General features: G+C 49.4%; 7 protein-coding genes. 4 read left to right on the plus strand and 3 right to left on the minus strand.

The features are described from left to right. Nucleotide 1: 1 nt before the first annotated feature. The 4 genes from PsW64_RS20925 to PsW64_RS20940 all read left to right on the plus strand — a co-directional run bounded on the left by PsW64_RS20925 (nucleotide 2) and on the right by PsW64_RS20940 (nucleotide 6,107). Nucleotides 2-1,564, plus strand: a complete 1,563-nt coding sequence (locus PsW64_RS20925; RefSeq protein ID WP_063304823.1) for an indolepyruvate oxidoreductase subunit beta family protein — start codon at nucleotides 2-4, stop codon at nucleotides 1,562-1,564. Nucleotides 1,565-2,143: 579 nt separating this feature from the next. Next, a complete protein-coding gene (locus PsW64_RS20930; protein ID WP_057465273.1) occupies nucleotides 2,144-3,421 on the plus strand; it encodes an aromatic amino acid transport family protein in 1,278 nt (425 codons plus the stop codon). A gap of 70 nt (nucleotides 3,422-3,491) precedes the next feature. After that, nucleotides 3,492-4,862, plus strand: coding sequence for an L-serine ammonia-lyase (locus PsW64_RS20935; protein WP_057465272.1), 1,371 nt, complete (start codon nucleotides 3,492-3,494; stop codon nucleotides 4,860-4,862). A 156-nt stretch (nucleotides 4,863-5,018) separates the two neighbouring features. Next, nucleotides 5,019-6,107, plus strand: coding sequence for an endonuclease/exonuclease/phosphatase family protein (locus PsW64_RS20940; RefSeq protein ID WP_063304824.1), 1,089 nt, complete (start codon nucleotides 5,019-5,021; stop codon nucleotides 6,105-6,107). Between the two features lie 77 nt (nucleotides 6,108-6,184). Here the strand turns inward: PsW64_RS20940 and PsW64_RS20945 are convergent, their stop codons facing one another. From PsW64_RS20945 to PsW64_RS20955, 3 genes are read right to left on the minus strand one after another with little or no spacing between them, the layout of a single operon-like run. Further along, nucleotides 6,185-9,331 carry a hypothetical protein gene (locus tag PsW64_RS20945; RefSeq protein WP_063305004.1) on the minus strand — a complete coding sequence of 1,049 codons (3,147 nt, stop codon included), beginning with the start codon at nucleotides 9,329-9,331 and terminating at the stop codon, nucleotides 6,185-6,187. 30 nt (nucleotides 9,332-9,361) lie between these two features. Further along, nucleotides 9,362-12,613, minus strand: a complete 3,252-nt coding sequence (locus tag PsW64_RS20950; RefSeq protein ID WP_063304825.1) for a hypothetical protein — start codon at nucleotides 12,611-12,613, stop codon at nucleotides 9,362-9,364. A 45-nt stretch (nucleotides 12,614-12,658) separates the two neighbouring features. Then, entirely contained in the window at nucleotides 12,659-15,397 is a 2,739-nt protein-coding gene (locus PsW64_RS20955; protein WP_063291934.1) for a hypothetical protein, read from the minus strand. Nucleotides 15,398-15,432 lie beyond the last annotated feature (35 nt).

Raw genomic sequence — 15,432 nt, forward strand, 5'->3', positions numbered from 1 at the left:
TATGGATATCGACACTCAATGGCAGGCTTTGGGATCAGGCGAGGATGAAACCCGCACCATCATGAAAATTGCCATTTTCGCCGTTGGCGGGCAGGGTGGTGGTGTCCTCACAGACTGGATCGTCAACTTAGCTGAAGCCAACGGCTATAAAGCCCAGTCCACCTCTGTTGCAGGTGTCGCCCAGCGCACGGGCGCAACGATCTATTACGTTGAAATGGCACCAGACACTGGCAAAGCCCCCGTCTTCTCTCTCAGCCCAGCGCAAGGCGATGTCGACATCGTCATTTGCGCGGAGCTCATGGAAGCAGGACGCGCTGTTATCCGTGGTTTCGTGACTGCTGATAAAACCACGCTCATCGCCTCATCTCACCGCATTCTGGCGGTCTCGGAAAAGATCGTGCCGGGCAAAGGGGAGCAGGACAGTGATGTCGTCCTCTCTCGTCTCGGAAATGCCTCCCAAAAACTGGTCGCCTTCAATATGGAAGAGGTCGCTGCAGACAATGGCAGCGTGATCTCCTCCAGCCTGTTCGGCGCACTTGCCGGTTCCGGAGCACTTCCGTTTCTCAAAAGCACCTATGAAGACACCATCCGCAAAGGCGGTAAAGGCGTCAAAGCAAGTCTGGCCTCTTTCAATGCGAGCTTTGATCATGCCCAGTCATCAGCTGCTGCTGGAAGCGCTGGTACCAAACGACCAGAACAACCAAAGTCTGAGAAGGCACTCACAGTCCGCGGACCTGAGAAGAAACGCGCAGCCTGGCAACTGCTTTTGTCCCGCATTGAAGCGCTCCCCAGACAGGTTCACGAGATGGCGCTGGCAGGGCTGCGCAAGACCGTTGAGTTTCAGGATCTGGAATACGGTGAGGAGTATCTCAATCACCTCGAAATCGTGCTCGCAAGTGATACCGAAAATGGAAACTGGGAATTCACCAGAGTTGCGGCCAAGTATATCGCAAATGCTATGTGTTATGACGACACAATCCGTGTTGCCGACATAAAAACGCAAAAAACACGCTTGCAACGCGTTGAAAGGGAAATCGGGTTAGGAGCCGAAAATCAGCTGGAACTGACCGAATATCTCCACCCACGTATGGAGGAAATCTGCGGAACTCTGCCAGTTCGACTTGGTAAATGGGTCGAAGCCCGCCCTAAGGTGTTTAGCTGGCTGGATAGAAGGGTGAACAAAGGGCGACGCATAAGAACGCACTCCGTTCGAGGCTTCCTCAGCCTCTGGCTCATCAGCAGCCTGAAACCCTGGCGTCGCAGTTTTCTGCGCCATGAAATTGAGACAGAACATCTCCAAAACTGGCGGGATCTTGCGATAAAGACCGTGCATTCGGACTATGATCTTGCTGTTGAGATCCTCACTTGTCGCCGGCTCATCAAAGGATATTCGGACACACATAAACGCGGGCACTCCAAATTTGACCGGGTTCTTTCCTCTCTCACACTCCTGAAAGACAGAAAAGACGCCGCAGATTGGCTCAGACGTCTCAGAGAAGCCGCGCTTTTGGATGAAAAAGGCGAAGCTTTGGAAGGTGCAATGAAGACAATTCAAACCCTCTGATTGAAAACAGGGGGAAAGAATGTCGCATTTGAAATTTTTCCTCCGATTATAATTAATGTATGCATTTGTGTGCCTTAGCGAAAATACGGTGTTTTTCCGAGCGCACAAAATGCGCGTGCAAGGGGCATATTGTCATCATTTGAGGACAGGTGAACGCATTAGATTCAGGCATACACCTGAATGCAATTTTACTTATGCGAATTACTCAAATGACGCCAAAGTACCTCTAGGTCAGTGATATACGCTTGGGAAACAGTGTGTTGACTGCATATATTAGAATACGCGTATATTGCGTGAATTGCAGGTCTGACGAAGAGCCGAAGCTGATTAATAGGAGTTCGGTGAAAAATCCTATTTAATATAATTATTTACAGCGCCGCGGCAGATTGTTGCACGCGCACTGGGGTCTCACGCTATTAAACTGAAGTCGTATTCAGTATCGCTGCGTTATTATGGCGCGCAGGATGTGTATTAAAACGTATGGTCTTAAAATTTTAACATAAGTATATCAGGTCCCCGTCCTAGAGAGATTGGGAAATTCTCCTAGGCACATGAGTGGCACATGGGGAAATAAAAGAAATGTCAAGCATCAATGCGACCGAAGTCGAAGTCGCCCCGAAAGAAACGGTTAAATATACAAAAGAAGATCTTACCTGGTCTTTGTCCATGTTCGGTACCGCCGTCGGTGCCGGTGTTCTGTTTCTTCCAATCCGTGCAGGTCTTGAAGGCTTCTGGCCGCTGATCCTGATCGCAGCTCTCGTAGGTCCAATGACCTACTTCTCTCACCGCGCATTGGCTCGCTTTGTTCTTTCCTCCAAGAACAAAGACGCAGACATCACCGACGTGGTTGAAGAACACTTTGGTAAAGCAGCAGGCTTGCTGATTACCTTCTTCTATTTCTTCGCGATTTACCCAATCGTGTTGATCTACGGTAACGCGATTACCAACACCATCGACAGCTTCATCGTCAACCAGCTGGCAATGCCTGCGGTTCCTCGCTGGCTCCTCTCTGGTATTCTCGTTGCAATGATGATGGGCGTAATGATCCTTGGTCGCCGCCTGATGCTCGTCGCAACTGAGCTTCTGGTGTACCCACTGGTGATCATCCTGTTTGGTATGTCTGTATACCTGATCCCATCCTGGTCTTTTGAAGCCATGAGCTTCGACATGATCCCGGAAACCGGCACTTTGCTGACAGTGGTGTACCTCACCATTCCAATGCTTATCTTCTCCTTCAACCACAGCCCAGCCGTCTCCTCCATGGCTCTGGCTCAGCGTGAAGCACATGGCGATAATGCAGTTGCAAAGTCCGACATCATCTTGAAGCGCGCGTCTGTGATGCTCCTCGGCTTCGTTATGTTCTTCGTATTCAGCTGCGTTCTTGCACTGACACCTGAACAGCTGATGGAAGCAAAACAGCAGAACCTGCCAGTCCTGTCTTACCTTGCAAACGTGTTTGACAGTCCACTGATCTCCTTCATGGGTCCACTGGTTGCGTTCCTTGCAATTTTCTCTTCCTTCTTCGGTCACTACCTTGGCGCAAAAGAAGGTCTTGCAGGCATTGCTAAGAAAGCTGCTCCAAAAGCTGTCGAAGGCCTGGGTGAAAAGAAATTCAACACACTGCTCGTTGCATTCTTCTTCTTCTCCGTCTGGGGTGTTGCAATCATCAACCCATCCGTTCTTGGCATGATTGAAGGCCTAGGTGCTCCGTTCATCGCAGCAATCCTGTTCCTGATGCCGATGTACGCAATCAAAAAAGTCCCAAGCATGAAGAAGTACGACGGTGCGCTGTCCAACATCTTCATCACCATCATGGGAATTGTCGCAATCTCTGCGATCGTAAAAGGCCTCTTCTAAGAAGGCCAACTAGCAAAAATAAACCGGTGTCTTCGGACACCGGTTTTTCTCTCCCACTGAGGTTCACGTTATGTTCAGCGTTTTTGACATCTTCAAAATCGGTGTAGGTCCATCCAGCTCCCACACAGTCGGGCCTATGAAAGCGGCAAAGCAGTTCATTGATAGCCTGCGTGCTCAGGATAAACTGCGTGATGTGACGCGTATTGCAGTTGACATATACGGCTCTCTGTCTCTGACAGGCAAAGGCCACCACACAGACACAGCAATTATTATGGGGCTTGGTGGCAACTCTCCGGAAACCGTTGATATTGACAGCATTCCAGAGTTCATTCAGCGCGTAGAACAAACCGGACGCCTCCCGGTTGGCATGCATTGCCACGTGGTTGACTTTCCGAGTGATGCAATCACATTCAATCGTCCAGCACTTGAGTTGCACGAAAACGGCATGTCCATCCATGCCTTTGCAGGTGGAGAAAAGATCTTCTCCAAAACCTACTATTCCATCGGTGGTGGTTTCATCGTGGATGAAGAGAATTTCGGTAAGGCTTCAGAAAACGAAGTTTCGGTGCCTTATCCATACAAATACGCTTCAGAGTTGCTGGAGCATTGCCGCCAAAACGGTATGAGCATTTCCGCGCTTGTTCTGGAAAACGAAAAAGCATTCCGCAGTGAAACAGAACTGCGTGAGAGCTTTGGTCGTGTCTGGAATGTGATGCGCGATGGCATAGAGCGTGGCAGCAACACGGAAGGTCTGCTGGCAGGCCCGCTCAAAGTCCCACGCCGTGCAGCAGCGTTACGCCGTCAGCTGACGGCGACAGAGCGCAGCAGCAACGACCCGATGGCAACGGTTGATTGGGTCAACATGTTTGCACTGGCTATATCTGAAGAAAATGCAGCGGGTGGCCGCGTTGTAACAGCACCAACCAACGGTGCTGCAGGCATCATTCCTGCGGTTCTCGCGTACTATGACAAGTTTATCGAACGTCTTGAGCCTGAGCACTACACAAAGTTCTTCCTCGCCTCAGGCGCCATTGGAGCGCTGTATAAGACCAATGCATCCATCTCCGGTGCAGAAGTTGGCTGTCAGGGTGAGGTTGGTGTTGCGTGCTCCATGGCAGCTGCAGGTCTTGCAGAGCTGTTGGGCGCGAGCCCGGCTCAGGTCTGCATTGCAGCTGAAATTGGTATGGAGCACAATCTTGGTCTCACATGTGACCCTGTTCTCGGACAGGTTCAGGTGCCTTGCATCGAGCGCAACGCAATAGCCTCTGTCAAAGCAATCAACGCAACACGTATGGCTATGCGCCGAAACTCAGATCCATGTGTTTCTCTCGATAAAGTCATCGCGACCATGTACGAAACCGGCAAGGATATGCTGGCAAAATACAGAGAAACCTCACAGGGTGGTCTTGCGCTTAAAGTGGTGCCGGTCGCAGCAGAGTAAGCAGCAACCAATGTGTTTAAGATAAGAAAGCTGGCCTTTAGGTCAGCTTTTTTTGTTTTGCTCAGCCATTTTGCGGAAACACTTAAAACTGCAAGAACACTCGGAACGGGCCACTAACCCATGTTTGGTACTCCCAAAAGAAAAAGGGAGAAACCCATGAAATCCTTGCTACTGGGTGCAACGATCATCGGATTGGCCATGCCGACAGCCCTCGCTCAAGACAAGCCCGTCACGATCGTCAGTTACAACGTGCAAAATCTCTTTGACACCATTGATGATGAGAACAATCCACGAGATGACACCTACCTTTCCAAAGAAGCAAAAGAAGCCCGTGGTAAGGATCATGAAGACGCTTGTGAGAGCTATAATGATAAAGGGTCCCACTATTACAAACAATGCATTGAGCTGAACTGGGGCGAGGAAAGCTACAAGCAAAAATTGATGACACTGGGTGCTGTCATTCGTTCCTTCCCGGAAACGCCGGACATTCTGGTTTTACCTGAAACAGAAAACAAAAAGGTGCTTGATGATCTGGTCAACAAAGCACTGGCCGGTCTGGACTACACCTCAGTCATTCAGCTGGACACCTCCAACAATGAGCACAATCGCGGTATCGATGTTGGCGTCATCTCGCGTTTGCCGCTTAAGGGAGAGCCAGAGACAATTAAAGTGTTTGGCGAAGATGGCGACAATCCCCACGATTGCCAGCCAACGCGGGATATTGTGAAAGCTCAGTTTGAGATGCCAGACGGCGAAACAATGCACGTCTTCGGTGTTCATTTTCCATCTGGCGCGGCCTATCAATGCCGGAAAGATGCGATGGAAGTGCTGAACAAGGAACGCGCAAAGCTTCCTGATGACGCAAATGTGGTTGCTGCTGGTGATTTCAATTTCAATTGCACAGACATTCAAAATGGTGAGTTTCAGGCCCTGGCGAGAGAAGGGAACTGGAGTTATCCGCCTGAGATAGTCGGGTGTGCAGCCCCGGGCAGCGCATTTTACTACAAGGATCAGAGCTGGTCCTTCCTGGATATGATCTTGGTTTCCGGTGCATTGCGTCCGGATCAAGACAGCAACAGCACATGGTTTGCTGATCTGGGCAGCTTCCACACAGTTGTCACCCACCCGAGCCAGTACGCACAGGATGCAAGAAACAGAGTACGTCCCAAGCGATTTAATCCCGACAATAACCAGGGCGCCAGCGATCACTGGCCAGTCCTGATGCGGTTCCTGAAACGTTTCTGATAGCCGCTTACAACACTGCAAAAAAGAACCGGCCTGAATGTTCAGGCCGGTTCTTGCTGTTTAAGTTACGGGGTGGATCAGGTCTTATAGAGCTTCAAATCTGCCGTGATTTCACGGTGTACGAGCTCAATTTGCGCTGACATCGCATCAACAACGGCTTCCATCTCTGAATGACGTTGCCCTGCAGACCACTTCTCGATCTTGGGGTTTTCCGGCTTGTCTGTCACTGGAGAGTAGGCATCCAAAGCCTTCTTCAGGTTATCCAGCTCGGTATCAACCTGTGTGGCATAATCTAACACCGCTTTCATACCATCCGGTTTGCTCAGTTGCTCATCCCGCACTTCTGGGTACTTGAATGGGTCGCCATTACAAAGGTTATGCAGCTCCTTGATGGAACGATCAATGTTTGGTGTCAGACAACTGTCTCTGGCCATTCGTGGATAGGCCCGCGTGGTAGCTGCCTTCTTGAACAAGAACCAGGACTTCAGGGTCAGATCAGGCGTACAAGGATGCCAGTTCTCCACCTTTGGCACTCGGCGCAGCACAACAGGATCATCGCTGTAAAGCGTCTCAAAGTACCGCACAACTGCAGAACATACATCTGTGCTGGAAACCAGCACCTCCGGCGTCAAACCACTGTTCCGGCCAACCTGGCGGGCAATTGGGTCTTTTTCCTCCACAATTCCGTAGGCGAGCACACACTTGGCAAGCGTGGAATTGCCTGCGATTGCAGCACGTGCCGCTTTACGGTTTGCAGGGTCCATCCGCGCTTCCTGATACTTCTTCCAACCATAAATAATCTTCGCGCGGCCATAGGTCTTATAACCGAAATCAGATAGTGCACGGCCCATGTTCATACCTGCTGAGATGCCGGCTGAAGCCTGTGTTGCATCAGCCAAGCGCGCAATTTCAGCGGCAACACCAACAACGGAGAAGAAGGTGTTCAGCGTCTTCTGGCTCACCTGAATAGCAGCCTGTGTATGTCGCTCTTTGATTGCATGGTAATAGACCGAGTTACTTGCTTCAGCCATGTTGACGTTCTTGCGCCATTTCTCGACCTCAGCAGATTTTTTCGCCAACGCGATTGCATCCATGGTCAATTTTCTGATCGCTTCTGCAAGGCCTGTTGCTGGGAAGATCGTCGTGACAGCCTTCACACCACCACTTGCAATGGTCTCGATCATCTTGATCTTCATTTGAGAGGCTTTGATATCAGCAAGCAGAGTGTCGATGGCCTTCAAAGATTTCTCAACGGCCTTTTCATCATTCGGGTCATCAGGTGAGGAAGCTTCTGCAATAAGATCTTGCAGAGCCTTGTGCTCTTCATCTGCGCGCTTCTCGATTTCGTCCATGTAAGCTTTGCGCTCTTTAGGATCAGCAAGCTTTTCCTTCAGACTAGCAAGCGCATTGCCTGTTTTTTCTTCTTCGATCTTTTTCAGCGCAGCTGCTGTATTCTTCTTGACGATTTCGGCGTCTTTTTCATCGCGGTCTGGCTTCTTGAACTTATCGAGACCACCGGTCAGTAAAGCGTTGACATTTGCCATAATGTCTTCGTCAGAAAGAAGCTCCATGCTCTTCTCAACGCTCTGGACACCCGCACTTGGACCAGCAAGTTTCAGTTTATTCTCAAGAATTTGCTGCGGTGTCAGACCTTCAGTCTCAGCCTCGCCTTCTTTAGTCAACTCACCTTGATCTGGCTGGATCTTACCCGTAATGGCATCACCAATGGCATCAGAACCAGTAGCACTGGCGAGGTTTGCCAAGCCCCCAGTGAGGGCTTCTGCAAAGGCTTGATAGTCGCCATCAATCAACGCTTTTGTCGCTGTACCGGCATCAGTCGTTGCAATCATGGCAGCTTTAAGCGCTTCACCAACAATCTCGGGAGTGGTGGATTCCGTACCGCTCAACTGCGAGCCTGACGAAATTGCCGTAGAGAGGGAATCTGCAAGAGTCCCGATGATGGACATCACCGCTTCTTGCTTGGCGTCTTTGTCAGGAGCTTGTGTAGCCTGCAAAATTTTCTCTGAAACGCGTCCACCAGCCATTGCAACATCAATCAGGCCAGAAACACCTTCAAAGATATTGCCGTGGTCATCCTCGCCTTTGCGGTCAGACGCGGATTTGTCAAAAGCAGCGCCAGCAGAGAGAACTTTTTTGATCTCTTCACCAATCATCTCGCCAGCTTCGTTCGCAAAGCTCAGCTTATCTGCCGCTGTTTTGCCTTTCTGCTCTGAAAAGACAATACCTTTTTCCGCAGCTGCAAGACCGGTGTCGAGCAATGTAGTGGTTGCAGTAAACAATGCACGCTGTTCAGCCACCCAATTAGCGTCCTTTGAGAGATTTTCTCCCAGCGAGTTCAAGGCTGAATCAATATTGGTTACTTTCTGAAGCTGATCTCCATACTTCCCGGCATCTTTCGCTGCTTTGATGACATCCTCTGAGCTTGCATTCGCATCCATGCCAAGAGACTTGCGCAAATCGCCTGTTACCTGGCCTTTCTGGTTGTTCAGGACATCCTGTTTGGCAGAAATCTGGTCTTTGTCAGGCGCATCACCCGCAACTGTATTCAAATTGGCCAGAGTGATTGCATTGGATCCGATAGATGAGGCAAGCGTCACGACATCTCGTGCAAAACCGATGGCTTCTAATGTATTTTCGTGTTTGGAAGCGGTTTCGCTATGTTCATCGAGCTTTTGCTCATAGATTTTTGCACCGCCCTTGAACATCTTCTCAAACTGGCTGTAGCGGGAAGGGACCAGGTTTGATGGAATGATCCCTTCACGAACCAGCGGAGTCCAGAGTTCACGTGTGATGTCCTCTTCAGAAAACATCTCGTTGCCATCTTTATCTTTGGCCGCAATCATCTCGGCTTGTCGTGCCAGAATACGTTCAAAGGAAGCATTGAGCTTCTTCAAGGTCTCAGCATTAATTGCCCCGCTATCGGCGCGAATATCAGCGCGGGTGTCAATCTCTGTCTGCATATCCCCGGTCATCCAGGGCATCTTTGTACCCGAGCCAGGGAGCTTGAACCATTTTTCATTCCGCGCCAGCGTTACTTCAAAGTTCTGTGCCTCGCGGATGGTTTCTTTGTCTCCATCCAGCTTGGTCATAATGTCATTCAATCGTCCAGCTTTGGCTGCAACACGTTCGGCATTTTGTTCAAAATTGCCGGCGCCTTGTTGCGCTGTTTTGAGCCAATCGAGCTGTTTTCCGGTAAGGGGCATGACAAACTCCAACGTGTTCAGGAGAACGGGTTAAGAACTATAAGTCTTCACATCTGCTCTGGCATCGCGGAGGATCAACGTTGCTTGTGCTCGCAAAGAATCCGCGACTTCCATCATTTCGGTATGTAATCGGCCACCCGTCCAAGCCTGTGTCTTCTTGTCTTTTGGTTCAGCAGTGACTGGGCGATATCCCTTGAACTCCAGTTCAAGAGTCTCAAGATGCTTTTGAACATCCTGAGCGTAGGTCAGGATCTTTTCCTGCCAGTTATCTTCGGAAATCATGTCATCCCGAACAGAAGGGTAGTTGAACGGATCTCCACCACACAAGGTGTGCAGTGCCTTCAAAGCTTGCTCGATAGCTGGTGTCTTACAGCATTCTTTAGCCATCAAAGGATAGGCTTTCTTGGTCGCTGCACGTTTAAAGCTGAACCAGCTCTTGAGTGTCAGATCCGGTGTTCCAGGGTGCCAGTTTGCGACCTTCGGAACACGTCGTAAGACGACAGGATCTTCACTGTAAAGCGTCTCAAAGTACCGCACCACCGCAGCACAAACATCACTGTTTGATACCAAGACCTCGGGTGTCAAACCGCAGTTGCGGCCAACTTGCTGTGCGATAGGATCTCGTTCTTCAACAATGCCGTAGGCAAGCACACACTTGGCAAGTGTCGAGTTCCAAGCAATTGCCTCGCGGGCCTTCTTGCGGTTCTCTGGATTTTTGCGGGCATCAAGATACTTCCGCCATCCAAAAACGACCTTAGTGCGTCCGTAAGTTTTATAGCCAAAATCAGAGAGCGCCTGACCCATGCTCTTTGCAAGAGAAAGCCCCGTAGAGGCTTGCGTTGAATCTGCCAGGCGCGTGGCCTCTGTAGCCACGCCAATGATAGATAGGAAGGTATTGATTGTCTTCTGACTGACTTGAACCGCTGCCTGTGTATGACGCTCCTTACAAGCGTGGTAATAGGGCGAATTGGCGGTTTGTGCCATTTTCACGTTCCTGCGCCACTTTTCAACTTCAGCTGCTTTCTTACCAAGAGCAACTGCGTCAAACGCAAGTTTTCTGCAAGCCTCAACCATGCCCGTTGCCGGAACAACACGCACCAGAACCTGAACACCACCCTTAGCAATCTTTTCAATCAGCTTGTACTTCATTTCAGAGGCTTTGATGTCAGCAATCAGTCTTTCGACCGCTTCCATTGATTTCTGAAGAGCCTTCGTGTCTTCAGGATCAGGAGGAGGGGAAGCCTCCTCAATCAGGTTTTTCAGCGCTTTTGTTTCTGCTTCCACATCCGCTTCGAGTTTTTCCATAAACTCTTCGCGTTCTTTCTTGTTGGATTGCTTCTTCTTAAAGTCGGCAAGTGCGTCCCAGGATTTCTTCGCTTCCATCTTCTGAATGGCAGCATTCGTTCGCTTTACCGTTTCAGCATCCATCTTCTTCTTGTCATTTGCCTCACGGAAGGCATCTTGCATTTCACGCATATTATTCGTGATTTTGTGCAAGTATTGTGGATCTTGAAAACCATCAAGAAACGCCTCGCGCTCCGTTCGTTTAAACGTACAACCAGATCGTTCCAGCTTCCGATCCATAAGTTCACGGGCTGAGAGCTCACTAAGTTCTTCTTTTTCCTCATCAGTGTTGAGAGGAAGATCAGGCTTGGCCATTGCGGCGAGGGGGCCTGTGGTAGCAGAAGAAGCTAGCTGCATTAAACCTAGAACAAGGGATTCAGAAAAGGCTTTGTAATCCTTATCTTTGAGCGCTTTAACAGCAGTGCCGGTGTTGACACCTAAGACAAAAAAAGCCTTGATTGAAACACCAATCAGTTCGGTCTGGTCATTTTCATTTCCAGGACCAGGCGCAGGGTCACCGTAGGCATATGCTTTGCTTTCATCCTTGAGAGTCAGTGCAGAATCTTGTTTACCCGTATCGACATGGCCTTGAACGTCACCTGCTGCAAAAAAAGCCTCAGCAAGGGAGTCTGCGATAGACCCAGCAATTTGCAAAACTGCATTCTCTCGCTCTTTGTTCGTTTTTGCTTGCGTTGCTAAGGCAATCTTCCGCGCAATTTGGTTGGCTTCAATAGCGACACTCACAGCGCCTGCAGCATAAGAAATATTCTGGAGCGTATCCTTATCTGCAGCGCCTTCAAACTCTATCTGGTCTGTGGTTTGGTGCTCTTCTTGCTCGTAGGTTTTGCCTGTTGCTTCCAATGCAAGCTTAAGTTGGCCAGCAACGATATCAGCAGCGTCTTGGGCAAAGGCGAGTGTGTTTCTTGCGTTCTTTTGTCTCTCCGAAAACTGGATACCTTTTTCTGCCATGGCAAGACCGCCATCCAGCAACGACGTGGACATCGTCAGTAAAGCTTTTTCCTCTTCGAAAAGCTTGTTTTGCCCCATTAGCTGCTCAACGAGCTGTGATTGGGCTGCTTCTACATTCTGGTAGCTTTTGATCTCGCAACTATATTCACCACGTCGGGCAGCTTCTTCCAGCACCTCTGCATCCGAAGTGTTTGCACCCATTTTGAACTCAGTCCGAAGGTCTCCGGCAATCTGACCCTGCTTCCCCTTCAGAACCTGACGTTTGGCTGCAATTTCGCGTTTTTCTGCTAGTGAACGAGATTGGTCTTCAAAGTTGGCAATGGTCAGTGCGCTACTGCCAAGACTTCCGGCCAGTGAGACGACATCACGGGCAAACCCAATGGCTTCAAGCGTGTTCTCATACTTTGAAGCCGTTTCACTATGTTGCTCCAGCTTTCCCTCATAGATCTCAGAGGCACCCTGGAACATCTGCACAAATTGACTGTATTTATCCGGCACAATGTTGGAGGGAATGATCCCTTCGCGAACCAGCGGAGTCCAAAGTTCCCGGGTGATATCTGCATCACTGAAAAGCCGTGTCTTCTCATCCTTCTTCTTCGCCGCAATCATTTCTGCCTGCCGCTCGAGGATTTTGCCGAAAGCGGCATTGAGCGCATCAACATTTTCAGATTGAATGAGAGGCGTTTCAGAAGTCACGTCCGCGTAGGAATCTACCTCGGTTTTCATATCACCGGTCATAAAGTCCATTTTGCTTTTTTGCAGCTTGCGCTTAAAAACATTTGGACTTCGGGCGAGCTCAATTTGAAAATCCTGAGCTTGGTGAATAACCGACTTATCTGCATCCAATTTAGCTAAAATATTGGTCAGTTCTGCAGATTTCTTCTCTTCGTTTTCACTATCAGATTCGAAGTTCTCCACGCCGCCTTGGGCCTGTGAGAGCCAGTCAATTTGAGACGGAGTTAACGTCATGATAAACTCCAGTGTGGGATCGTTTTCGATCCTTCTTGTTGTATCTTAGCCACCAAGAGAGAGCAGCTTCACTTCCAGCTGAATCAACTCAGGACGCAGTATGTTCAGATCATTCGGCAGATCGCTGAAGGGGTGTCGCATATAGAGCTGAATAGCCTGACTGTTGTCCAGTTGCGCAATCAGTGGCCGCACTTGCCTTAGGGCATTTTCGCGGGCTTTCTTGCGCTCTTTCAGGTCTTTTGATTTGTCAGCAATAGCTGCAACTTGCTTTGGCAACTCTGCAAGGGCCAACGGTTGAGAAATGCACGACGAGAACTTTCGCAAAGCAGCGACATCCACCGCTTCTTCACCGGCATCCTGCTTGTCTTTCACTGCATTGACAAAAGAGCTGTCGATATACTGCTTGGCTTTGATCAGGCGTGCGATGCATTTATCAGAAAACGTTGAGATGTCTCTCGCAATGTCCTCTCTGAAGCCCGTAATTTCACCACGCATTGCATCCAGAGCACCTTCCAGCTCTTTCAGTTTAGCAAGGTTTTCTTTGTGCGTATGAGAAGCGTCAGACTGATCTTCCAGCTCCGCGATTTCCATGCGAAGTTCTTTCAAACGAGATGTATCAAACTTGCTGGGGTCAACGCGATCAACACCCTTGTAGTAAGCAAGGATACGCTTGATGGAGATATCTTTCGACGTCATCATATCCAGCTCATCTTTAAGCGGGCCGGATTTGGTGAGGAAGGCGTTCTTAGCTTCCTTCTGATCTTTCTGTCGGGCAACACCCTTCTTGTAATCGACTTCCAGTTTTTTGAAGTACTTCAGCTCTGCCTTACTGAAGCGATCTGCATCTGTGATTTTCTCGCCTCTCTTCTCCATCTCAGCAAGCTTGTGAAGATGGCTCAACTGGCCTTCCAGTTCGTGGACAAAACGGTCAACGCGGAAGATCAGGCGGTTCGCCAGATCAAGTGAATGGGCCAGTTCGTCATTTGTGGTTGCGTTGTAGGCAAGGTCTTTCGCTTGATCGAAAAAGACATCCAGATCACCATGATATTGCTTGATCTCATCTGGCGCGAATAGAGAACCAACCATCTTGGCAAGGCTGGGATCTGCTTTCCCCATTTGTGCGAGCAGTTTTGGGATCTCTGTAAACTGGTTCTCGATGATCTTAACTTTGGTGTCGAACAACTCTCGGTTTTTGACGGCCTTACGAACACCTTCTTCGAGTGGGTGTAATTGCTTGGCCTCCATTTCAGTGCATGAAGCCAGCGCTTTTTCGATGTTCATGGAGAGGGCTTCTTCTTCCAGTTCATCGATGTCATCCGTGAGGCGCAACCGTTCTTCGATGTAATAAGCACCTTCCTTGCCTTTCGAGATCTTGTCGATTTTCTCGCGTAGCTTATCTAGGTTTTTAGTCAGCTTTTTATAGGCACCGGGATCCTTTTGAATGCCGGAAAGGATGGCTTCAGCTTTCAGGAACTCCTCAACAGCTATATCTTCCACACCTGTCACACCGGATGCTTTCAACTCATCAAGAAAGTCAAATGTTTGAAGAAGACTGTCGATGGTTTTGCGCGGAATTTCCTTCGCATCTTTGGGGCGACGTGGAATTTGGATCATCACGTCCTGATTCAAGCCAGGGACATCTCCCGCACGCTTGATCGCACGACGTTCATCAGGTTTGGTGACCAGATTTCCCTGCTTGTCGTAAAGGACCAGTTTCTTCAAATCATCGCGGAAGCGCTCTGTACGCTCACCAAGTTGCGCCGCATCCCATCGCGCTTCTTTTCTCATGCTGTTCTTGTGTGCTGCGGAGGCCTTGAGAGAACTAAGCAAACTGCGAATGGTCGGGACCGTTCTTGAGGCGTCCGACATGTAATTATCAAGTGTGGTTTCAATGTCGCCAGCAGCGTCCGCAACACCGGAGTTGCGCAAACTTGTCGCCAGCTTTTGAATATGGTTCTTGAGCTGATCAAACTCCCCAACCGCAGCCATGGCCATCTCATTCTCATAAAGCAGGATTTCCCAGGCAGGATCGTCTTTGGGCACCTTCGCTGCTCTGACGTCCTTCAAGGTTTTTCCAAGGCGTGTTGCTGGTCCGGAAAATCCAATACCGGTCATCGATTTGATACCCTGACCAACTTCCATGACATATGGCTTCAACTCAGCCGGAACAGGAGGTTCTGCTGGTTTGCTCTTGGCCGCGGCTACAACGCCTTGCCAAAGCGTCTGCATATCATCAACGGTGGATTCGGCATCTATTAGGCTGTTATGTGCACCATCCGTATCTTTGGTTTTGATCTCCAAAGCAGCGGTTTGAATGAGCGCTTTCGCATTTTCATAGCTTTTGTCAAAAGCAATTGCTTCGCTTGGATAATTTTCAAAATCTTTTTTATGTCCATAAATAGAGTTGAGACGTTCCAGAAGCTGCTTACTCTGGCTTGCAAGCGCTGCCAGAGCATCTGCATCGGTGTCTTCATTCTCATGAACAAAATGGTCTTTAACGTCGGCTTTTAACTCAGAGAGTTGCGCGGTGACATCTTTGAGCTTTTCATCACTCTCTGCTTTTATGCGCTCAGCAGTTGCTTCTGTAACAGCCGCTTCAACTTTTTTGTCGTCTTCAGCTTTTGTCTTAGCTGTCGCCTGTGCAATCTCTTTCTCTTCTTTTTCTTTGATTGCTGCGGCTGTCTCACGCTCAGCCTCATCCTGTTCCTTAAAGGCCCAGCCGAGTGCTCTATAAACTGATTTCACCCACTCAAGTTGTTGGGGCGTTAGTTGATCGTCAGACATTCGAGGCTCCAATTGGTTTTATTATTATCGAGAAC

This window comes from Pseudovibrio sp. W64, from assembly GCF_001623145.1.
Lineage (GTDB): Bacteria > Pseudomonadota > Alphaproteobacteria > Rhizobiales > Stappiaceae > Pseudovibrio.